This window comes from Amycolatopsis camponoti, assembly GCF_902497555.1.
GTDB lineage: Bacteria > Actinomycetota > Actinomycetes > Mycobacteriales > Pseudonocardiaceae > Amycolatopsis > Amycolatopsis camponoti.
The window spans coordinates 2,766,695-2,786,029 of sequence record NZ_CABVGP010000001.1 but is presented as its reverse complement, the minus strand read 5'-3'; the positions used below and the strand labels follow the sequence as shown (position 1 = coordinate 2,786,029).

At 72.4% G+C, this 19,335-nt stretch carries 22 protein-coding genes; 12 read left to right on the top strand and 10 right to left on the bottom strand.

What is annotated here, in order from left to right; genetic code table 11:
- The first annotated feature begins 149 nt into the window (after window positions 1-149).
- Together sigK and AA23TX_RS13240 are read left to right on the top strand one after the other, a co-directional pair.
- Window positions 150-758 carry an ECF RNA polymerase sigma factor SigK gene (gene sigK / locus AA23TX_RS13245; protein WP_155542824.1) on the top strand — a complete coding sequence of 203 codons (609 nt, stop codon included), beginning with the start codon at window positions 150-152 and terminating at the stop codon, window positions 756-758.
- Window positions 755-1,450, top strand: a complete 696-nt coding sequence (locus AA23TX_RS13240) for an anti-sigma factor (protein WP_155542823.1) — start codon at window positions 755-757, stop codon at window positions 1,448-1,450. Before sigK ends, AA23TX_RS13240 begins: the two co-directional genes overlap by 4 nt.
- A gap of 309 nt (window positions 1,451-1,759) precedes the next feature.
- Here AA23TX_RS13240 and AA23TX_RS13235 read toward each other — a convergent pair whose 3' ends face one another.
- Both AA23TX_RS13235 and AA23TX_RS13230 read right to left on the bottom strand, forming a co-directional pair.
- Window positions 1,760-2,272, bottom strand: coding sequence for a hypothetical protein (locus AA23TX_RS13235; RefSeq protein WP_155542822.1), 513 nt, complete (start codon window positions 2,270-2,272; stop codon window positions 1,760-1,762).
- A gap of 25 nt (window positions 2,273-2,297) precedes the next feature.
- Window positions 2,298-3,335 carry an aldo/keto reductase gene (locus AA23TX_RS13230; RefSeq protein WP_155542821.1) on the bottom strand — a complete coding sequence of 346 codons (1,038 nt, stop codon included), beginning with the start codon at window positions 3,333-3,335 and terminating at the stop codon, window positions 2,298-2,300.
- 72 nt (window positions 3,336-3,407) lie between these two features.
- Between AA23TX_RS13230 and AA23TX_RS13225 the strand changes: the two genes are divergently transcribed.
- Window positions 3,408-3,944 (top strand): TetR/AcrR family transcriptional regulator, encoded by a 537-nt coding sequence (locus AA23TX_RS13225; protein ID WP_155542820.1) that lies wholly within the window; start codon window positions 3,408-3,410, stop codon window positions 3,942-3,944.
- On the opposite strand, the gene AA23TX_RS13220 is transcribed toward AA23TX_RS13225, so the two are convergent.
- Both AA23TX_RS13220 and AA23TX_RS13215 read right to left on the bottom strand, forming a co-directional pair.
- The gene (locus AA23TX_RS13220; RefSeq protein WP_155542819.1) at window positions 3,931-4,890 is read right to left on the bottom strand and encodes a threonine ammonia-lyase; all 960 of its coding nucleotides are present in this window, start codon (window positions 4,888-4,890) and stop codon (window positions 3,931-3,933) included. The genes AA23TX_RS13225 and AA23TX_RS13220 overlap by 14 nt on opposite strands.
- Entirely contained in the window at window positions 4,887-5,531 is a 645-nt protein-coding gene (locus tag AA23TX_RS13215; protein WP_155542818.1) for a helix-turn-helix transcriptional regulator, read from the bottom strand. Before AA23TX_RS13215 ends, AA23TX_RS13220 begins: the two co-directional genes overlap by 4 nt.
- A gap of 214 nt (window positions 5,532-5,745) precedes the next feature.
- Between AA23TX_RS13215 and AA23TX_RS13210 the strand changes: the two genes are divergently transcribed.
- The 5 genes from AA23TX_RS13210 (at window position 5,746) to AA23TX_RS13190 (ending at window position 12,855) form a co-directional block, all read left to right on the top strand.
- Window positions 5,746-6,300 carry a hypothetical protein gene (locus AA23TX_RS13210; protein WP_155542817.1) on the top strand — a complete coding sequence of 185 codons (555 nt, stop codon included), beginning with the start codon at window positions 5,746-5,748 and terminating at the stop codon, window positions 6,298-6,300.
- Window positions 6,297-9,155 carry a M48 family metallopeptidase gene (locus AA23TX_RS13205; RefSeq protein WP_155542816.1) on the top strand — a complete coding sequence of 953 codons (2,859 nt, stop codon included), beginning with the start codon at window positions 6,297-6,299 and terminating at the stop codon, window positions 9,153-9,155. Before AA23TX_RS13210 ends, AA23TX_RS13205 begins: the two co-directional genes overlap by 4 nt.
- A 143-nt stretch (window positions 9,156-9,298) precedes the next feature.
- Window positions 9,299-10,849: an alpha/beta fold hydrolase gene (locus tag AA23TX_RS13200; protein WP_155542815.1), complete on the top strand. Its 1,551-nt coding sequence runs from the start codon at window positions 9,299-9,301 to the stop codon at window positions 10,847-10,849.
- A 189-nt stretch (window positions 10,850-11,038) separates the two neighbouring features.
- Entirely contained in the window at window positions 11,039-12,184 is a 1,146-nt protein-coding gene (locus AA23TX_RS13195; RefSeq protein ID WP_155542814.1) for a sensor histidine kinase, read from the top strand.
- Window positions 12,181-12,855: a response regulator gene (locus AA23TX_RS13190; RefSeq protein WP_155542813.1), complete on the top strand. Its 675-nt coding sequence runs from the start codon at window positions 12,181-12,183 to the stop codon at window positions 12,853-12,855. Before AA23TX_RS13195 ends, AA23TX_RS13190 begins: the two co-directional genes overlap by 4 nt.
- A 24-nt stretch (window positions 12,856-12,879) precedes the next feature.
- On the opposite strand, the gene AA23TX_RS13185 is transcribed toward AA23TX_RS13190, so the two are convergent.
- The 6 genes from AA23TX_RS13185 to AA23TX_RS13160 form a co-directional block, all read right to left on the bottom strand.
- The gene (locus AA23TX_RS13185) at window positions 12,880-13,743 is read right to left on the bottom strand and encodes a serine hydrolase (RefSeq protein WP_155542812.1); all 864 of its coding nucleotides are present in this window, start codon (window positions 13,741-13,743) and stop codon (window positions 12,880-12,882) included.
- 116 nt (window positions 13,744-13,859) lie between these two features.
- Window positions 13,860-14,729 carry a hypothetical protein gene (locus AA23TX_RS13180; protein ID WP_196425302.1) on the bottom strand — a complete coding sequence of 290 codons (870 nt, stop codon included), beginning with the start codon at window positions 14,727-14,729 and terminating at the stop codon, window positions 13,860-13,862.
- Window positions 14,729-15,223: a SigE family RNA polymerase sigma factor gene (locus AA23TX_RS13175; protein ID WP_155542810.1), complete on the bottom strand. Its 495-nt coding sequence runs from the start codon at window positions 15,221-15,223 to the stop codon at window positions 14,729-14,731. The genes AA23TX_RS13180 and AA23TX_RS13175 overlap by 1 nt, the downstream gene beginning before the upstream one ends.
- Window positions 15,224-15,350: 127 nt before the next feature.
- Complete coding sequence (locus AA23TX_RS13170) at window positions 15,351-15,668, bottom strand: DUF1048 domain-containing protein (RefSeq protein WP_155542809.1); 318 nt, start codon at window positions 15,666-15,668, stop codon at window positions 15,351-15,353.
- 1 nt (window position 15,669) lies between these two features.
- The gene (locus tag AA23TX_RS13165) at window positions 15,670-16,026 is read right to left on the bottom strand and encodes a DUF1048 domain-containing protein (RefSeq protein WP_155542808.1); all 357 of its coding nucleotides are present in this window, start codon (window positions 16,024-16,026) and stop codon (window positions 15,670-15,672) included.
- Window positions 16,023-16,349, bottom strand: a complete 327-nt coding sequence (locus AA23TX_RS13160; RefSeq protein ID WP_155542807.1) for a PadR family transcriptional regulator — start codon at window positions 16,347-16,349, stop codon at window positions 16,023-16,025. The genes AA23TX_RS13165 and AA23TX_RS13160 overlap by 4 nt, the downstream gene beginning before the upstream one ends.
- 83 nt (window positions 16,350-16,432) lie before the next feature.
- On the opposite strand from AA23TX_RS13160, the gene AA23TX_RS13155 reads away from it, so the two are divergent.
- The 4 genes from AA23TX_RS13155 (at window position 16,433) to AA23TX_RS50100 (ending at window position 19,333) form a co-directional block, all read left to right on the top strand.
- Entirely contained in the window at window positions 16,433-17,203 is a 771-nt protein-coding gene (locus AA23TX_RS13155; protein WP_155542806.1) for an ABC transporter ATP-binding protein, read from the top strand.
- Window positions 17,200-17,961: an ABC transporter permease gene (locus tag AA23TX_RS13150; RefSeq protein WP_155542805.1), complete on the top strand. Its 762-nt coding sequence runs from the start codon at window positions 17,200-17,202 to the stop codon at window positions 17,959-17,961. The genes AA23TX_RS13155 and AA23TX_RS13150 overlap by 4 nt, the downstream gene beginning before the upstream one ends.
- 178 nt (window positions 17,962-18,139) lie before the next feature.
- Complete coding sequence (locus tag AA23TX_RS50105) at window positions 18,140-18,892, top strand: NAD(P)/FAD-dependent oxidoreductase (protein WP_230862470.1); 753 nt, start codon at window positions 18,140-18,142, stop codon at window positions 18,890-18,892.
- 36 nt (window positions 18,893-18,928) lie between these two features.
- Window positions 18,929-19,333 (top strand): NAD(P)/FAD-dependent oxidoreductase, encoded by a 405-nt coding sequence (locus AA23TX_RS50100; protein ID WP_230862469.1) that lies wholly within the window; start codon window positions 18,929-18,931, stop codon window positions 19,331-19,333.
- Window positions 19,334-19,335 lie beyond the last annotated feature (2 nt).

The window sequence follows — 19,335 nt, the reverse complement described above, 5'->3', positions numbered from 1 at the left end:
GAGACCGCCCGAACAGGTGACGGCCGACACCGCCGGACATCCGGACCAATACGCGGGGGCCCGACCGACGAATCACCGGTGATAGCTCGCCCGCGGCGTACTCCGTCCGCCATGGGCCCGGGCTCGGCTCCGGCCGGGAAGGATTCGCCATGGCCGCCGCGCGCGCCGCACTGACCGCTCTCCGACCACCACCCGACAGCACCCCCGGCCCGGCGCCGACGTCCGAGGAGCTCCTCGGACGCGTCGCACTCGGCGACGAGCAGGCGTTTTCCCTTCTGTACGACCGTCTCGCCGGCCCGATCTTCGGAACCGTGCTGCAGGTGCTGCGGTCCCGGCCCCACGCGGAAGAGGTCACGCAGGAGGTCCTGCTCGAGATCTGGCGCAAGGCCGCGCAGTTCGACCCGGCCCGCGCCAAGGTCACGACCTGGGCGCTGACCATCGCGCACCGCCGGGCCGTCGACCGGGTCCGCTCCGAGCAGTCCGCGCGCGACCGCGAGGACCGCGTCGACCTGCTCGACGTCCGGCAGCCCTACGACGACGTCGTCGAGACCGCACTGTCCACAGAGGACCATTCGGAGGTCCGCGCGGCGATGTCCGCCCTGACCGAGCTGCAGCGGGAATCCCTCCTGCTCGCCTATTACCACGGACTCACCTGCCGGGAGGTCGCCGAAAAGCTCGGCGTCGCGACCGGCACCGTCAAGACCCGCATGCGCGACGGCATGATCCGCCTGCGGGACGCGTTGGGAGCGACCCGATGACCACCGCCGACGTCCACACCCTGACCGGCGCGTACACCCTCGACGCGGTCACCGACCTCGAACGGGCCGCGTTCACCCGGCACCTGGCCGAGTGCTCGGTCTGCGAGGGCGAGGTCGCCGAGTTCCGCGCGACCGCCGCGAAGCTCGGACTGGCGATGACGACCGCCCCCGCCGCCCGGCTGCGCAGCCGGGTCCTCACCGAGATCACGGCGACGCGGCAGCTCCCGCCGTCGATCACCACCGGGCCGCGGCCGCGCCGGTGGCGCAAGCGCGTGACCGTCGCGATGGCGGCCGTCGCCGCGGCGGCCGCGCTCCTCGCCGGCGGCATCGGCATCGGCGCGCTCCAGTCCCCCTCGACGCCGAGCGTGCAGGTCGCCTTGCCCGCACCCGACGTGGTCACGCTGGGCGCGCCGGGCGATCCGGGCGGTTCGGCGAAGGTGACCTTCTCCCGGCAACGCGGCGAAGCGGTCATCGCAACGGACGCGCTGCCGGCGCTCGACGGTGGCCACGCGTACCAGGTGTGGCTGATCGGCCGGCGCGGCGCGCAGTCCGCCGGGCTGCTGCACTCCGGGTCCGGCACGGTGACCGCGGCGCTGCCATCGGACGTCGACCGCATCGGCATCACCACCGAACCCGCCACGGGGTCCCCGCAACCGACGACACCGGCGGTGGTCCGGCTGCCGATCAGCTGATCCGGTAGGCAAGACACAGGCCGGCGCGCCGAGGGGGAGGGGGCGCACCGGCCTGCAGCGAAGACACTAACCCGGCGGCTACGACTTCGCGCGCTCATCGACGGTTTGGAAGCCGGATTTCGCAGTGGACGGCGGTGAGGGCTTTACTGACGGCCGCGCGGGCTGACGAAGTCGACAAGGCGACCCGGGCAAGACCCGTAGTGCCCACGGTCCACGTCGTCGGCTACTGCCGGCGCCAGCTCGCAGAACATCGAGTCCGCCCAGAAGAACCACGGCCTCGAGAACGACGCCGGGTCCGAAACGCGGAGATCATTCGTCCTCGACGGGGCCGCGGTACCAAAGGCTGATCGTGTAGCCCTCGAGGCCCGCGTGCCGGCCGAGCTGTTCCAGGGCGTCCGGTTCGGTGCTCTCGAGGGCTTCGCGGAGGACCCGGCGGGCTTCGTCGCGACCGCGGTGGGTGACGGCGACGTCGTACTCCCCCGGTCCGGTTGCCAGCTCGAAGTCGGCGACCTCACCCGTCGGCGAGCCGAGGACGAGCCGGCCGGTGGGGCACTCGAGGGAGAGCCGAGGCTTGCCGGCCGAGCGCCCGGGCTCGTCGTCCCGGACCAGGACGCGCACGGTGACCGGGAACAGATCCTGGACACAGCCGATGAACAGCTCGTAGCCGGTACTGGCCGCGATGGCCGTCTCCAGTCGATCGATGGCTTCGGCGCTGCCGACGCCGGCGTCGTTGTCCTGGTCGTGCAGGGTGATGAGGCGATAGCTCGCCACAGTCGTCATGGCGAACTCGGCGATCGGGTGCACGCCCTCGGCTTCGGCCATCGTCATCCCTTCCGGAAAGCCCGGCTCACGCCACGGGAACCAGCGGAGCGTCCAGCAGGCTCCGGTCCCCGTCGGCGCCGTGGGCCAGCGCCGCCGCCACGTCCTCGTGTGGTGCGCCCAGCCTGATCTCGCCGGCCTCGTCCAAGAACCGGCTCTGCTTCTCGCTCAGCTCCACCGTCAAAGCGTCGAGGTAGCCCTCCAGGTGGGCCGGCGTGCGCGGGCCGACGATCGGGATCATCGACGTCCCCGCCTGCTCGGCGCGATGACGCAACCACGCCAAGGCCACCTGGACCGGACCCGTGCCGATCTCCTCGGCCACCGCGAGAACCGCGTCGACCACGGCCGCCCCCTCGGTTGCCGCTGTCCCTCGGGCGCTGAGACGTCCCTGCTCGCCGTGCCGGTACTTGCCCGTCAGCAGACCGCCCGCCAACGGCGAATACAGCACGACGCCCAACCCGTGGGCCCGCGCCATCGGGATGAGCTCCCGCTCCGCGGACCGTTCGGCCAGGCTGTACTCGATCTGGATGCCGGCCAGTGGCGCGCGCCCGGTCAGCTCCGATCGGACGGCGGCGCCCGCCACGCGCCAGGCCGGGAAGTTCGACAGTCCGCCGTAGCGGATCTTGCCCGATCGGGTCAGGTCCTCGAAGCCGGCCAGGATCTCCGATGCCGGGGTCACGCCGTCGGGGAAGTGCGGCATGAAGACGTCCACGTAGTCGGTCTTCAACCGCCGCAGGCTCTCCTCCAGCGATCGGATCATCGTCTTGCGGCTGTTGCCCGTCGTGCCCGGCCGGACCTGGGCCTGCCGGGTCCCGCTGTACTTCGTGATCACCACGAAGTCGTCGCGCTCACGACCGAGGAGATCGCCGAGGACGGTCTCCGCCTCACCGCCCTGGTAGATGTTCGAGACGTCGAACGTGGTGCCGCCGGCCGCGACGAAGGCCTCGAAGATCGCCTTGGCGCCCGGCAGGCCCGTGGCGGTGGGCGCCGACCCGAAGTTGGCCGTGCCCAGGACGTACTCCGAGACCCGCAGGCCGGTCTGTCGTCCGAAGGTCTGGTAGCGCACGAGAGTCTCCTAGGACACGAGCGATGGGGTAGGGTTCGGACGCTACCAGAAAAAACGAATGGTCGTTCTTTTATGCCGAGAGTCACCCAAGCCCACCTCGACGCGCGGCGCCGGCAGATCCTCGACGCCGCCCGCGCCCGCTTCGCCACCCACGGCTTCGCGCGGACGTCCATGACCGACATCGTCGAAGCCTCCGGCCTCTCCGTCGGCGCGATCTACCGGTACTTCAAGGGCAAGGACGAGATCGTCGCCGCCATCTGCGACCAGGCGGGCCAGGCGCTGCCCGCCGAGCTGACCGCCGAGTCCGTCCACGCCTTCCTCCAGCACGTCCGCACCCTGGCGCGCGAGGAGGACCACGCGCGGCTGGTCGCCCAGATCTACGCCGAGGCCGCCGTCTCCCCGCCGCTCGCCGCCCTCGTCGACCGGCAGCTCGACGACCTGCGCGGCGCGGTCGCCGCGCTCCTCCCCGGCCGCGAGCCGGCCGAGGCGGCCCGCATCGCCGAAGCGTTCGTGGCCCTCTGCCACGGCTACACCCAGCAGCTCGCCGTGCGCGGCGACCTCGACCCGGCTCCCTTCACCGCGGCGCTGCTGGCCATCACCGGGTCGTGAGCTCCGCGAAGCGTTCCGGGCTGACGTTCCCGCCGCTGATGATCACCCCGACCCGTCCGGACGCGGTCACCTGACCGCTGAGCAGGGCGGCCAGGCCGGTCGCGCCGCTGGGCTCGAGGACGAGCTTGAGGCGTTCGAAGGCGAATCGCATCGCTTCGCGCACAGCGTCGTCGGAGACCAGCGCGATGTCGTCGACCAGGTTCCGGTTGATCGAAAAGGTCAGCTCGCCCGGGATCGAGGCGGCCTGGCCGTCGGCGATGGTCCGCGGGACGGGGATCGAGACGCGTTCGCCCGCCTCGAGCGAGCGCTTGGTGTCGTCGCCCTCCTCGGGTTCGACGCCGACGACGCGGATGCCGGGCCGAAGCGCCTTCGCAGCGGTCGAGCTGCCGGCGATGAGGCCACCGCCGCCGACCGGGACGACCAGGGTGCCGACCGGGCCCGCGTCTTCGAGCAGTTCCAGCGCCGCGGTGCCCTGGCCGGCGATGACGTGCGGGTGCTCGTACGGCGGGATCAGCGCCAGTCCCCGGTCGGCCGCCAGCGCCTCGCCGAGCGCGACCCGGTCGCCGGTGTACCGGTCGTAGGTGACGATCTCGGCGCCGTACCCCCTGGTGGCGTCCACTTTGGACTGAGGGGTGTCCTCGGGGACCAGGATGACCGCGCTGCTCCCGAGTTCGCGGGCGGCGAGCGCGACGGCTTGGGCGTGGTTGCCGGACGAGTACGCGGCGATCCCCTTGGCCAGCTGCTCCGGCGAGAGCCGCGAAGCGGCGTTGTACGCGCCGCGGAACTTGAAAGCCCCGATGCGCTGGAGGTTCTCGCACTTCAGCAGGACTTCGGCGCCGACGAGGTCGTCGAGGGTGCGCGAGCGCACGACCGGGGTCCGGTGGGCGACGCCGGCCAGGCGGGCGGCGGCGTCGCGGATGTCGTCGAAGGTCACGGGCGGGGTCATGAGGCTCCTGGGGCGCGGATTTCGGCGAGGTAGGTGTAGGCGGAGGCGCGGGAGATGCCGATCCGGGCGGCGACCTGGGGCACCGCGCGCCGGACGGCGAAGACGCCGCGCTCGTGCAGGCTGCGGAACAGGTCGAGGCGTTCCTCACGGCTCAGCGCGGCCCACGGCTTGTTCAGGCGCAGCTGGTGTTCGTCGACGATCGCGTCCACGACCGCGCCGACGTCGTCGCCGAACGTCGTGGTCGGTGTCTCGGTGGCCGTCCCGGTCTCGGCCAGCTCGCCGACGAGGGTCCGCAGCTGCCCGAGGGCCGTCACGTCGAGGTTGACGCACAGCGCGCCGAACACCGCGCCGCCGCTGTCGCGCAGCAGCATGGTCGAGGACTTCACGAGCTTCCCGGACGCCGTGCGGGTGACGTAGTTCAGCTGGTCCTCGGCGTCGTCGCCGCGTGCCAGCAGGCCCATGCCGATTTCGCTCATCGACCCGCCGACGCTGCGTTCGGTGACCGATCCGGCGATCGCCACCACCGACGTCTCCGGGCGGCGGAAGTCGTGGACGACGACTTCGCAGAACGAGCCCAAGGTCGCCGCGATGCCGTCGGCCACCGGAGCCAGCGCGGCGAGGATCGCGTCCCGCTCAGACATCGCGCACCCGGGCGAGCGCTTCGACAGGGTGCTCGTTGCTCACCGGACTGACTGTACAAGGCTTGGACGAACAGTCCAGATGACGCCCGTCACCCGGGACGAGGCGCGGCGTCCGCCAGAAGATGTTCGGCCGCCGCTGTAACTCCCGGCGCACGCGCGACGACTGACGCCCCGTGCTGTTCGTGCTGTGTGAGCGTGTGGATCGGATGAACGGATGACCGGGATGCCCCGTCCGGAGAACGTCGGCCGCGAGAGCCGCGAGAGCCGCGAGAGCCGCGAGAGCCGCGAGAGCCGCGAGAGCGAGGTGCCGCCCGCCCGGATCACGATCGATTTCGCGGACCTCGCGCGGGAAGTGGTCGCCGAGGTCGCCCCTCGGCAGTTGCCCTACCTCGCGCTGGTGACCGCCGAGTGGACGGCCGGGAAGGATCCCCGCCGGTCCGCGAAAGGCTGGTCCGGCGGCGAGGTCCGGTTCGGGGGAACGGACTTCTCGGTGCTCGGCACCATCATCTTCCCGCTGCTGACGAACACGGCCGGGCAGGTGCTGGGCGCGGCGGGGTTCGCCGGTCTGCAACGCCGCCGGTGGTGGCGCCGGCGGCCGCCGGCGGCGAGGCCGGCGCAGCTCGTCCTGGACGTCGACCGGATCGACGAGATCCGGGCCGCGTGCGTCGACCACGGCCGGACGCTCGGCCTGAACGAGGCCGAGGCGACGCTGCTGAGCGACGCCGTGCACGGTGTCCTGCGCCGGGCGGCGGACGGTGGCCGCGGGTGAGCGCCCCCGTCCTGCCGGCCGTGGACGAGCCCGAGGCCGGGCACCGCTTGCGCGCCGTGCCCGCACCGTCGCGCCTGTGGTGGGTCTACGTCCTGGTCACGCTCGCGCTGGCCGCCACCGGCGCGGGCGCCGCCGAGGCCCTGTTCGTCACGCACGACTTCGGCGACTACACCGCGGCGCAGGATTGCCTGGCCCGCAACGGGATCTCGATCTCCGAGACGACGCAGCCGGTTTCCGCGGGGCCGGTCTACGCCAGCTGTACGCGCGACTACGACCGGCGGCTCGCGTTCACCAGCCTCGCCGGGGCGGCCGCGTTGCCCGCCGCGGCCGGGCTCTTGATGGTCCTCGGCGGCCTGGGCACGCGCCGGCGGCTCCGGGCCTCCCGGCTCGCCGGGGTGCCGCCCGCCGACCTCGAACCGCTGACCGCCCGCTTCCGGACGTTGTGCGACAGCCAGGGCCTGACCGGACGACGCCGGCCGCGGCTGGTGGTCGCCCCGCCCGCGACGGCCGTCACGGACGCCTTTACCGCCGGCCTGCCCGGCGGCCGGCCGTGGGTCGTCGTCCCCCAGGCCTGCGCCTACGCCGATCAGGCCGCGTTCGACGTCGTCGTGCTGCACGAGCTGGGTCACGTCCGCGCGCGGGACATCTGGTGGGCCTCGGCGGTCTGGTGGGCCGGCTGGCTGGTCTTCCCAGTACTGGTCCTGGCGTTGCTTCCGATCCTGGGCGTGCCCGAGGCGATGTGGGACTTCTACGGCGGATCGCTGATCGTCGCCGCGGTCACCGCCGTCGCGCTGATCGTGGTCCGCGCGGCGCTCCTGCGCCACCGCGAGCTGGCCGCCGACCGGTACGCGGTGGACGCCACGGGCGATCCGGACGTGATGGCCACCGTCCTGCGCGCCGGAAGCAGCCCGGTTTCGTGGCCGGGCCGGGTGTTCCGCACGCATCCGGCGGTGTCGGACCGGCTCGCGCCGGCCGGCCGCGGTGCGCACTGGGACGGCGGTTTCGTCTTCACCACCGCCGCCGGCGTCGTGGCGATGGTGACCTACCACGGCGTCCAAGCCGTGCTCAGGAACCTGCTCGGCTTCGTCGACGAGGATCCGCGGCTGTCCGCCGACGTCGCGCTGACCGTGGCAGCGCTGCTCTGGACGACGGTCGTGCTGCCCGCGTGGACCCGCCGGGCCGCGCGGGAGAAGCCCGCGTGGGCGGGCCCCTGGGCCGGTGCCGTGCTCGGGCTGGTCGCCGGGTTCTGCCTGCCGACACCGGGGGCGAGCGCCGCGATCACCGACTTCTTCGCTCCGGAACAGCCGCTGCTGGTCGTCGTGCTGACGCTGGCCGCGTTCGCGGTCTGCGTGCTGACGTCGGCGATCGCGACCCGCCTCGCCGTTCCCGCGGGCAGCGTCCCGCACCACCGGCTGAGCCTGGCCGGCGCCGCGCTCGCCGTCGCGGTCACCCTGGCGGCGGCCGTCAGCGGGGCCGCGTCGTCGGTGGCGACCTACCTCCTGTTCCACGACCCGGCGGTCGCTCGCGGGCACGTCGCCGGGCTCGGCAGTGATCGTGCGTGGCAGTACGCCCCGGCGGTGCTCCTGGCCGGGCTCGCGGCGGTCGCCGCGCGGTCGCGGTGGCGCCGGCCCCGGCCGGTCGTCGGGGCGGTGATCGCGGTGACGGCCCTGGCCGGGGGAACCGCCGCCGCGCTGTCCTTCTTCGTACGGGTGCACGACGTCCAGGACGACAGCCTCCGGTACGTCCTGGCCTACCAGCGGTGGTGGATCTGCGCGTTCGCCGGGCTGGTCGCGACCGTGGCCGTCGTGCTCGCGAACCGGCGTCGCGGCGCCGCCCTGGCCGGGGTCCCGTCGGCGCTGGGCGGTGGCTTGCTCGTCACCACCGTCGCCGGGGCCATCCAGTACACGGCCGTCCGGATCGCCGGCTACGCCCGGGAATCGACGGTGTTCCAGCAGTCCGTCCAGCTTCCCGGCTGGCTCCTGGTGGTCGCGCTGATCGTCACGCTTCCGCTGACTTCGCCGCTCGTGTCCGCCTGGGCGCGCCGGAACCCGCGGTGGGGCGCGGCGGCCTGGGCCGTGGGGTCCGGTGCCGCCACCGTCCTGCTGGCCGTGGCCCTGGTCGGCGGCGGGCTCTCGGCGGTGACCGTCGCCGAGTCCGACTACGCGGCCGGTCGGGCGGTCGCCGCGTTGGCCGTGCCGTCACCGCCTCCGGCCCCGCCGGTTGCCCCGCCGACGGCGGCGGACCACGGCCGGCCACTGGACGAACCGGCCGTCACCGCGGCACTCTCGCGCCTTCCCGCGCTCCTTCCCCCCGACGCGCGGCTCGAGGACAACGCACCATCGACGTCGGAGACGGTGACCCCGCCCGCCTGTGACGCCGCGGAAAAGAGCCTCAGCGCCACCGAGAAGGCCCTGCCGCGGACCGCCGACGTCGAGCGCACCTACGCCTTCGCGGCGGACGGCACCGTCGGCGGCGGGTACGTGTCGGCATCGATCACGTCCTACACCGGCGTCGACGACCTGTTTTCCGCGATGGACGACGCCCTGAGCGCGTGCGCGCGTTTTCGCACCCCGCAAAAGAACTTCGACGGCGGTCACCTCGACGGCGTCCTCACCCCGGGACCGGCGCCCGCGCTCCCCCAGCCGGCTCGCACGCGCAACCGCTCGCTGACCGGGCGGTTCCACGGCAAGCCCGCCGCCGTCATCAGCCGGGACTACAGTGTCCACATCGGACACAACGTCGTATTCGTCGAAGTCTACTTCGGATACATCCGGACGCCGCCGCCGCAGGACGTGCTGCGGAAGTTCGACCGGCTCCTCACCGACGTGACGGCCGGCCTCGCGGGATCCCTCTGAGCCCGTTGTCCCCCGGGCGAGCTACTCGGACTGCTCGCTCCGGGGTGACGTCTTCGCCGTCCCGATCTCGATAACTTCGTCGCCTTCACCGCGTGCGGCGGACCGCAAGGGGTTCGCCGGCGCGGAAATCGGAGGGCGAGCACATGAGCAAGACACGCGGGTCCGGGCGACGGAGCCACCGGTTCGCCGCGGCCCTGGCGGTCACCGGCCTGACCGTTCTCGGCGTGGCCGCCTGTGACAGCGCGGACGACGAGGACACCCCCGCGGCCGCGGCTCTCCCGTGGGGCCCGTGCCCGGCGGCGGCGCCCGGCACGGCCCGGGATCCGCGGCTCACCTGCGCGAAGGTGAAGGTGCCGCTCGACTACGGCCATCCGGACGGCGCGTCGATCGAGGTCGGGATCTCCCGCCTGGGCGCCACCGACCCGGCGAAGCGCCACGGCGTCCTGCTGCTGAACCCGGGTGGCCCCGCGCTGCCGGGTCTCGACACGCCCAGCGCGATGGCGCCGACGTTGCCCAAGCCCGTCCTGGACGGCTACGACCTGATCGGCTTCGACCCGCGCGGCGTCGGGACCAGCACCCCGCAGAGCTGCGGCCTCGACAACCCGAGTCTCGCCGCGCTCTTCCCGTACCCCGCCGCCGACGGCTCGATCGACGCGAACGTCCAGGCCGCCCGCGCGACGGCCGCGAAGTGCGCCACGAAGCCCGATCTGCGCTACTTCACCACGGCCAACACCGCACGCGACCTCGACCGCGTCCGCGAAGCGCTCGGCGAAGCCAAGATCTCGTACTGGGGCCAGTCCTACGGCACCTACCTCGGGACCGTCTACCGCGCGCTGTACCCGGACCGGACCGACCGCATGATCCTGGAGGGCAACGTCGATCCCGCCCACGTCTGGGCCGGGGAAGCGGAGAGCTGGGGCAAGGGCATGGCCGAGCGGTTCCCCGACGCGGCCGCCGTCGCCGCCGGGCAGAACGCCGCCCTCGGGCTCGGCGCCACCCCCGAGGAGGTCACACGGAACTACCTCGCGCTCGCCGACCGGCTCGACCGCCGGCCGGCCCCGGTGCCCGGCACACCGCAGGCGCTGAGCGGGGCGCTGCTGCGCGGCGTCACCTACGCCCTGCTGCTCCACAACGACACGCTCCCGGTGCTCGCCCAGGTCTGGAAAGCGGCCGCGGACCTGGCCGACGGGCACGTCACCGACGCCGACGGCAAGGTGCTCCAGCAGGTGTTCGCCGACTCCCCGGCGGCCCCGGGCGTGCCGGCGGACAACCAGGCGACCCTGTTCCTCGCCCTGACCTGTGGTGACGCCGAGTGGTCCCACGACGTCGGCAGCTACGCCCAGCGCACGGCCGCCGACCGCAGGACCTGGCCCCTGAGCGCGGGCATGCCGGCGAACATCTGGCCGTGCGCGTTCTGGCCGCAGCCGATCGAGAAGCCGGTCGCCGTGACCACCGGTGGCGCGCACAACACGCTGATCCTGCAGAATCGCCGCGACCACGCGACCCCGTGGGACTCCGGCGTCGGCCTGCACCGCGCGTTGGGCGACGGCGCCGCGTTCGTCGGCGTCGACAACGGCGGGCACTACGTCTACCACGAAGGTTCGGCCTGCGCCGACAACGCGACGGTGGCGTTCCTCGACAGCGGCCGGCTGCCGGACCAGGACCTCGACTGCACCGACGTCAAGCGGCCGTGACCCCGGCCGGGCGGCGGCCGTCCCGTGGAGGGGCGGCCGCCGCCCGGCGACGGAAAGTCCGCGGATTCAGCACCGAACTGCCCCGGCGGGCCCTGATTCCGGCCCCCGGAACCACTCCGGACTCCTTCGTGCGAACGCCTTTCCCGCCGGGGCGACCGGGGCGTGCCGGACCTCGCTAGGCTCCCCGCCATGCCGAAGCTGGGACGTCTCCGGGACCGCTGGGCGGACGTCACCCCGGAGGTCCGGGACCGGGCCCTCGCCGTGGCCGTCACGGCCGCCGCTTTCGTGCCGGGGCTCGGGATGATCGGGGCCCAGTTCGGCGACCTGCCGAGGCACGACGGCGGATTCCTCGCGGTGCTGCTGGTCCTGGGGCAGACGCTCCCGCTGGCGGTGCGCAGCCGGTGGCCCGCGGCGACCCTCGTGCTCATCGCGATCTGTTTCGGGGCGCACGAAGTGCTCGCGTACCCACCGACGATCGGCAGCCTCGCGCTGTACTTCGCGCTCTATTCCGCCGGGGCGCGCGAGGAGCGGTTCCGCCGGGCGCTGCCCGCGGCGATATCCCTGGGGTACCTGGTCTTCGCGGTCTCGGTCACCTTGCGCGGATCCCCCACGGGCGTGCTGACCTACCTCCTGTACTACGCGGTCCTGGTCCTGTTCTGGTCGCTGGGCACCCTGGTGCGGCAACGACGGCGGCAGGAGGCCGAACGGCGGCGGCTCACCGCGCGGGCCGCGGCGGCGGACGAGCGGGCACGGCTCGCCCGCGAACTGCACGACGTCGTCACCCACCACGTCACGGCCATGGTGGTGCAGGCCGACGCCGCGCGGTACCTCCCGCCCGAGAACGCCCCCGGGGTGTTCGCCGCCATCACCGGCTCGGGTCGCGACGCCCTCACCGAACTCCGGTTCCTGCTCGGAGTCCTTGAAGCGACCGGCGCGCGCACACCGGGCCTGGGCGCCCTGCGCACCCTCGTCGACCAGCCGGGCCGGGTGGTCGAGCTCGTCGAAGCGGGCGAACGCCCGGAGCTGCCGCCGGAAACCGAGCTCACCGCGTACCGGATCGTGCAGGAAGCACTGACCAACGCGGCGAAGTACGCCGCCGGCCGTCCCGCGACGGTGCGCGTCGGCTACCGTGCCGACCTCCTCGAAATCGAGGTGACCACGCGGGGTCCGGCGACCGCGCCCGGCGTTCTCGGCTCCGGTGGACGCGGGCTGGCCGGGCTGCGCGACCGGGTCGGCGCGCTCGGCGGCCGGTTCACCGCCGGGCCCGCGGAGGACGGATTCCGGGTCATTGCGCAATTCCCGACCGGCGGCACCCCGGTGGGGAGCGACCGGTGACCGGCGACCCGATCCGGGTGCTGATCTGCGAGGACCAGCAGCTCATCCGCGCGGGGTACGTGGCCGTGCTCGGCGCCCAGCCCGACATGGCGGTCGTCGGGCAGGCCGCGAACGGCCGCGAAGCGCTCACCGAGATCGGCCGGCTGCGCCCGGACGTCGTCGTGATGGACATCCAGATGCCGTTCCTGGACGGGATCGAGGTGACCCGCCGCGTCGCCGGCCCCGGCGCGGAGACGCCGGCGAAGGTCCTGGTCGTCACGACGTTCAACGTCGGCCAGTACGTCTACGACGCGCTCCGGGCCGGGGCGAGCGGGTTCCTGCTCAAGGACGCGCCCCTGGACGAGCTCGCCGCCGGGGTCCGCACGGTGGCCCGCGGCGAGTCGCTGCTCTCCCCGGCGGTGACCCGGACGCTGATCGGCCGGTACGCCGACCGGATCCAGCCGGCGGCACCCGCCGGAGGCCCGCTGGAGCGGCTCGCGCCCCGGGAGCTGGCGGTGCTGGAGCTGATCGCCGGCGGCCTGTCGAACGCGGAGATCGCGGCCGAGCTGGTGCTGAGCGTGGAAACGGTGAAGACCTACGTCTCGCGGATCCTCACCAAGCTCGACCTGCGGGACCGGGTGCAGGCCGTGGTGCTGGCCTACCGGACCGGGCTCGTCAGCGCCGCGGGGTGAGCGCGGCGCCGGCGGCCGTCGCCGTCATCCGGTCCCCGGCCCCGGCGCGAAACCGGGGTCGACACGGCCGAACAGTTGCTGGGCCACGGTTTCGCACACCTCGGCCCCGTACCGGTGCTCGTCACCCCGGTCCGGGTAGTGGACCATGACCGCGAGCACCCAGTGGTCCCAGATCGCCAGGCAGTTCACCGCCCACCAGGTCCCGTGCCGGGTCCAGCCGTTCTTGACGGCGGGAGACCGGCCCGCGAGCGCCGGCGCCTCCGCGATGCCGAAGGCGGTGGCGGGATCGACCGACCGCATGAGCCCGAGCAGCTTGTCCCGCCACTGCGGGCTCACCCCCGGGCCGCGGACCACGCAGCGGCCGAGCTCGGTCGCGTCGGGCGCGGACATCGTGGTCTTGGACCACCAGCCCGGGTGGACGAGCGTGTCGTGCAACCCGCAGGTCGAGATCATGCGCCGGATCGAGGCGTCCCCGCCGAGCCGGAGGTACAGCGTCTGGGCGGCGCGGTCGTCGCTGACCCGGATCATCCGGGTCACCCGGGCCTCGTCTTCGGCCGGGATCCGCGAGTCCCGCGACGCGAGGAAGTCCACGGCCAGCCAGATCTTGATCATCGATTCGGTGGTGTTGCGCAACGTCCCGTCGCCGACCACGGCACCGGTGCCGAGCTCCCGCAACGCCCAGGACAGCTCGCCCCGGATCTCGACGGCCACCTTGCCGCCGTCCGGACCCGGCAGGGCCGCCCGGGTGGCCGGGAAGCCCGGCGGCGACGGTGGGTGGGAGACGGGTTTTCCCGCCGTGGCCGGCGCTTTCGCGGGACGAAGCCAGACCGCCGCCGTGAGCGAACCGAAGACGAGACCCACCAGGACGACGAGCAGGAAGGCACGCATCGAAGCTCCTGACGGCCGCGGCGGGCGCCTCGCCCGCAGGGATGTGGTCCGGGGGTCCCGTCGACGGTTCGGCCGTGCACCGGGACAGCCGGGCGCGGCGGCTGTCCCGGCTGTCCTCAGCGGTCGAGCCGGACGGAGTCCAGCAACGCCCGCGCGGCCTGCTCGTTGGCGGGCGAGCTGTCGATTTCGACGGTGTAGGCCCCGACCGCCCGGTGCTGGTGCACGGGCAGCGGGTCCTGCGGGAAAGCGCTGTCCGCGAAGTGGCTCGTCAGCGACACGGTCAGGGAGAAGCACCGGCTGTCGAGCGGGGCTTTCCCGACCACGGCGCCGGGGCACAGCACCAGGGTGTTGGTCTCGGGCTCGCTGGTGAACGAGCCGACCTCCTGCCCCTCGGGCACCCGCACCGACTTGAGAGGCGACGCGACCACCGGCGGCGTGGTGCCGATCTTCCCCAGCAAGGTCAGCATTTCCCCGGCCGTCATGGGCTTCGTGGTCCTCGCCCAGATCCACCGGTCCGGTCCGTCCTGCCACATGACCGACTTCGGGTTCGGGAGCTGACCGGCGGCCGTCGGCTTCGCGGCCAGGGCACTGGCCGGTGCGGCGCCGTCACGGACGTCGATCTCGAACGCGTACTGGTGGGCCTGCCCGTAGTGCAGGGCGGCGAAGTGCGGCCGGGTGGACCACATCAGCAGGCCCCAGGAGCTGTCCTGGAGGCTGATCGCCGGCGCGGGCGGGGGTACCTTCCCGGTGGCCGGCGCGGCGGACGCCGAACTCGCGAGCGTCGCCGGCGGTACCGTCGCGACGCCCCGATCCAGCAGCGCGACCGCACCAGCACCGAGGGCGGCCACGGTGAGCGTCACGGCCGCGACGCTGATCGTGCGGCGGCGCCGGATCCGGCGGGTCACGGTGGCGAGCACGTCGCCGGGGTCGGGCGCCAGGGACTCCCGGGCGCGCAGGGCGCGACGCACATCGTCGAGGTCGGTCATCACACGCTTTCCTTGCCTTCCTTGAGCTGGACGCGCAGCGCGCTCAGGCCACGCGAGATGTGGCTGCGCACGGTTCCGGGCGCGCAGCCGAGGACCGCGGCGATCTCGTCGTCGTCGCGGTCCTCGTAGAACCGGAGCACGATCGACGCCCGCTGGGCGCGGCTCAGCCCCGCGAGCAGGCCGGTGAGGTGGTCGGCTTCGGCGATCCGCGACGCCGGATCGGGCGCGGTCGGCTCGCCGAACCCGGTGACGTCGGAGGCGGAGTGCACCGACCGCTGGTACCACCGGCGGCGCCAGCCGAGGTAGCCGTTGACGACCATCTTCCGCAGGTACAGGTCCGGCCGGTCCGCGGCCGCCACCCGCCGCCATCCCTGGTGCGCGCGCACCAGTGCGTCCTGCACCACGTCCTGGGCCAGCTCACGGTCACCGGTCAGCACGCCCGCGAAGCGCACCAGGCCGGGCAGTTGCTCACGTGAGAACTCTTCGAACTGCACACCCTTAAGATGCCGCTACCCGGGCGGGCTGTTGCGCTTCCGCCGGGAAAATTCCGGACGTGTCTTCGGGCCACGGGGACGCCCGGTCGGCGTCGAGCCGCTTTCCGCCCTTTTCCGCACTGACCGGCTACTTCCCCGGCTTCTCCTCGATCGACTCCTGGTAGATGTCGGCGTAGGTCCGGGAGTCCTTGATCAGCTCGTCGCAGAAGGCGGCGACGTCCTCGCCGATCACTTCCAGGACTCCCCTACCGGTCGCGGCGCCCTCCTCGAAGAAGTCGACGATGCCCGAGAGCAGGTTGCCCTCGAGCAGGTCGACCGGGCCGACCTTGAAGAGGTACTTCTGCATTTCCTGGTAGACGATCCGGTAGTCCGGCGGGAGGGCCTTGACCCGCGCCTGGTGCGCCCGCCACTGCTTCTTGCCCTCGATGATGTCGTGGATGCCCATCTCAGCCTCCCAGCCGGCCCAGTTTTCTCGCCACATTCCTGTTCAGCTGTCTCCGCCACCGGTCGCGGAAGGTCCGGGACTCTTCCCCGCCGGCGAGCGCCGCGCAGAAGCCGCCGATGTCGTCCCCCAGTACGTCGTGGACGCTCTGCCCCTCCGCCGCGGTTTCCTCCAGCAGCCCCAGCGCACCGTCGAGGATCGGCATCAGGTTGCGGCCGGTGAAGTCCCCGTACGGGACGAGGTGTGCCTTGATCTGCTCCCACGCCGCCCGGTAGTCCTCCGGCAGCGCGCCGGCTCTGGCTTCGAACGCCTGGTATTCCCGGGTCATGTCGCTGCCGGTGACGGTCTCCCAGAAGTTCATTTCCCGCCCTCCTTCAACTTGTCGATGCGCGACGACACGTACTGCCACTTAGCCCAGAACCGGCCGAGTTCTTCGCGACCGGCCTCGTTGAGCCGGTAGAACTTGCGCGGCGGCCCCTTCTCGGACGGCCGTTTCGTCACCTGGACGAGCTTGTTCTTCTCCAGCCGCAACAGGATCGTGTACACGGTCCCCTCGACGACGTCGCCGAAGCCGAGGTCGTTCAGCCGGCGCGTGATGGCGTAGCCGTAGGTCTCCTCGCCGCCGATGATCTCGAGCACGCAGCCTTCGAGGGTGCCTTTCAGCATCTCCGTCAGATCGTCCATCGCTCCTCCGGGCTCGCCCTGGCGCCACTAGTCAGTACTACTGTATACCAGTACTCAGCACCACTGAGTAGTCCGACGAGGGGATGACCATGACAGCGATCCGAGTTCGCGGCCTCGAGAAGTCGTACAAGACACTGCGGGTCCTACGCGGCGTGGACTTCGACGTGGAGCGGGGCAGCATCTTCGCCCTGCTCGGCTCGAACGGCGCCGGCAAGACCACCGTCGTGCGGATCCTGTCGACGCTGCTGAAGCCGGACGCGGGGACCGCCGCGGTCACCGGCTCCGACGTCGTCACCCAGGCCGGCGACGTGCGCGCGGCCATCAGCCTCACCGGCCAGTTCGCCGCCGTCGACGAAATCCTCAGCGGCCGGGAAAACCTCGTCCTCATCGCCAAGCTCCGGCGCCTGAAGCACCCCGGAAAGATCGCCGACGACCTGCTGGCGCGCTTCTCCCTGACCGACGCCGCCACGCGAAAGGTGGCGACCTACTCCGGAGGCATGCGCCGCCGCCTGGACATCGCCATGAGCCTGATCGGCGATCCACCGGTGATCTTCCTGGACGAGCCGACCACCGGGCTCGATCCCGAAGCGCGCCTGGAGGTCTGGGACGCGGTGAAGGGCCTCGCCGCGCGCGGCACGACGGTGCTGCTCACCACCCAGTACCTGGACGAGGCCGAACAGCTCGCCGACCGGATCGCGATCCTGCACGAGGGCCGCATCATCGTGAACGGCACCCTCGCCGAACTCAAGCAGCTCCTCCCGCCCGCCCAGGTCGAGTACGTCGAGAAACAGCCGACCCTCGAAGACGTCTTCTTCGCCGTCGTCGGCCACCGCACGGAAAGCGAGAACCGATGACCACGCACGCCCTCGGCGACACCACCGTCCTCTTGGGACGCTCCCTGCGCCACATCACCCGCAGCCTGGACACCATCATCACGACCGTCATCACACCGGTCGCCATGATGCTGATGTTCGTCTACGTCTTCGGCGGCGCGATCGACACCGGCTCGGCCTCGTACGTGAACTACCTGCTGCCCGGCATCCTGCTGATCACGATCGCCTCGGGCATCGCCTACACGGCGCTGCGGCTCTTCTCCGACCTCGAGAGCGGAATCTTCGAACGCTTCCACTCCATGCCGATCACCCGCTCGGCCGTGCTGTGGGCGCACGTGCTGACCTCGCTGGTCGCCAACCTGATCTCGCTCGTGATCGTCGTCGCCGTCGCCCTGCTGATGGGCTTCCGCTCGAGCGCCGGCGTCCTGGCCTGGCTCGAGGTCACCGGCATCCTGCTCCTGTTCACCTTGGCGCTGACCTGGATCGCGGTCCTCGCCGGCCTCACCGCCAAGACAGCCGAAGGCGGCGGCGCGTTCTCCTACCCGCTGATCTTCCTGCCGTTCCTCAGCTCGGCGTTCGTGCCGACCGGCACGATGCCCGGGCCGGTGCGCTGGTTCGCCGAACACCAGCCGGTGACGTCCATCGTCACCACCCTCCGCGCCCTGTTCACGCAGGCGCCGGTCGGCGGCGACAGCTGGACCGCCCTCGCCTGGTGCGCCGGAATCCTCGTCGTCGCCTACGCCTTCGCCACCGCGGCCTACCGGCGCAAGGTCTCCTGAGCGTCCACGTCGCGGCCGCCCGGTGGTCAACTTCCGGGGCGGCCTCGGCGGGGCAGAAGGCCCGGCCATGGCGTGGAAGGACCGCTGGGGTGACCCAAGTCACGCACAGTTCCTGTCAGCAATCGAGGCGCTGTCCCGCTCAAGCCATCGAGAGCAAGCGAACCGACAGGAGCACCCCATGAAGCACCGCATCCTCGTTCTCGGTGCCGGCTACGCCGGGACTTTCGCGGCCGGGAACCTGGCCCGCCGGCTGTCCCCTGTGGACACCGAGATCACCGTCGTCAACGCCGTGCCGGACTTCGTCCAGCGGATGCGGCTGCACCAACTGGCCGCGGGGCAGGATATCGCGTCCCCGGAACTCACCGACGTCTTCGCGGGCACGGGGATCCGGCTGCGCCCGGCCCGGGTCACCGCCGTCAACCCCGAGCGTCGGCTCGTCACCGTGGCCGACAGCGACGGCGGCGGCGAGCTGGGCTACGACACGCTTGTCTACGCGCTCGGCAGCCACGTCGCCGATCATGGCGTCCCCGGGGTGGCCGAGCATGCCTTCACCGTCGCCGGCCGGCCCTCCGCGTTGCGGCTGCGCGAGCGTCTGGACAGCCTCGGCGGACGACACGAAGGCGGGAGTGTGGTGGTCATCGGCGACGGGCTGACCGGCATCGAGACCGCCACCGAGATCGCGGAATCGCGGCCCGGCCTGCCGGTCACGCTGGTCGCCCGCGGCGAGCTGGGCGCCCGGCTCTCCCTGGCCCGCAACCACTTGCGCCAGGCTTGCGACCGGCTGGGCATCACCGTCCTGGAGCACACCGGCGTCGAGGCGGTCGAAGCCGCGCGGGTGCTGTGCGGCGACGGAGCGTCCCTGGTGTCCGGCGCCACCGTGTGGGCCGGCGGGTTCGCGGTCAGCCCCATCGCCACCGCGAGCGGGCTGTAGGTTACCGAAGAGGGTCGGATCGTCGTCGATCGCACTATGCGGTCGGTCTCGCATCCGGACGTCTACGCGATCGGCGACAGCGTCCACGCCATCGGCGACAACGGCCGGCCGCTGCCGATGTCCTGCGGCTCGGCCGGCTACACCGGCAAGCAGGCGATCGAAGCGATCGTGGGACGCCTGACCGGCCGGGAGGTGGCGACCACCAAGCTGGTTCACACCTACCACGCCATCAGCCTCGGGCGTCGCGACGGGATCCTGCAGACGGTGGACGAGGAAGGGCGGGCGAAGCCGAAGTACCTGGGCGGCCGGACGGCCGCGCGGATCAAGACGAGCATCCTCACCGGCTCGCTGTGGGCCACCTCGCACCCGACCTTCGGCGTCCCCCGGCGCAAGCACCGCCTGACCGCCGTCCCGCCGAGAAGCGATCTCCTGACTGCCTAGGG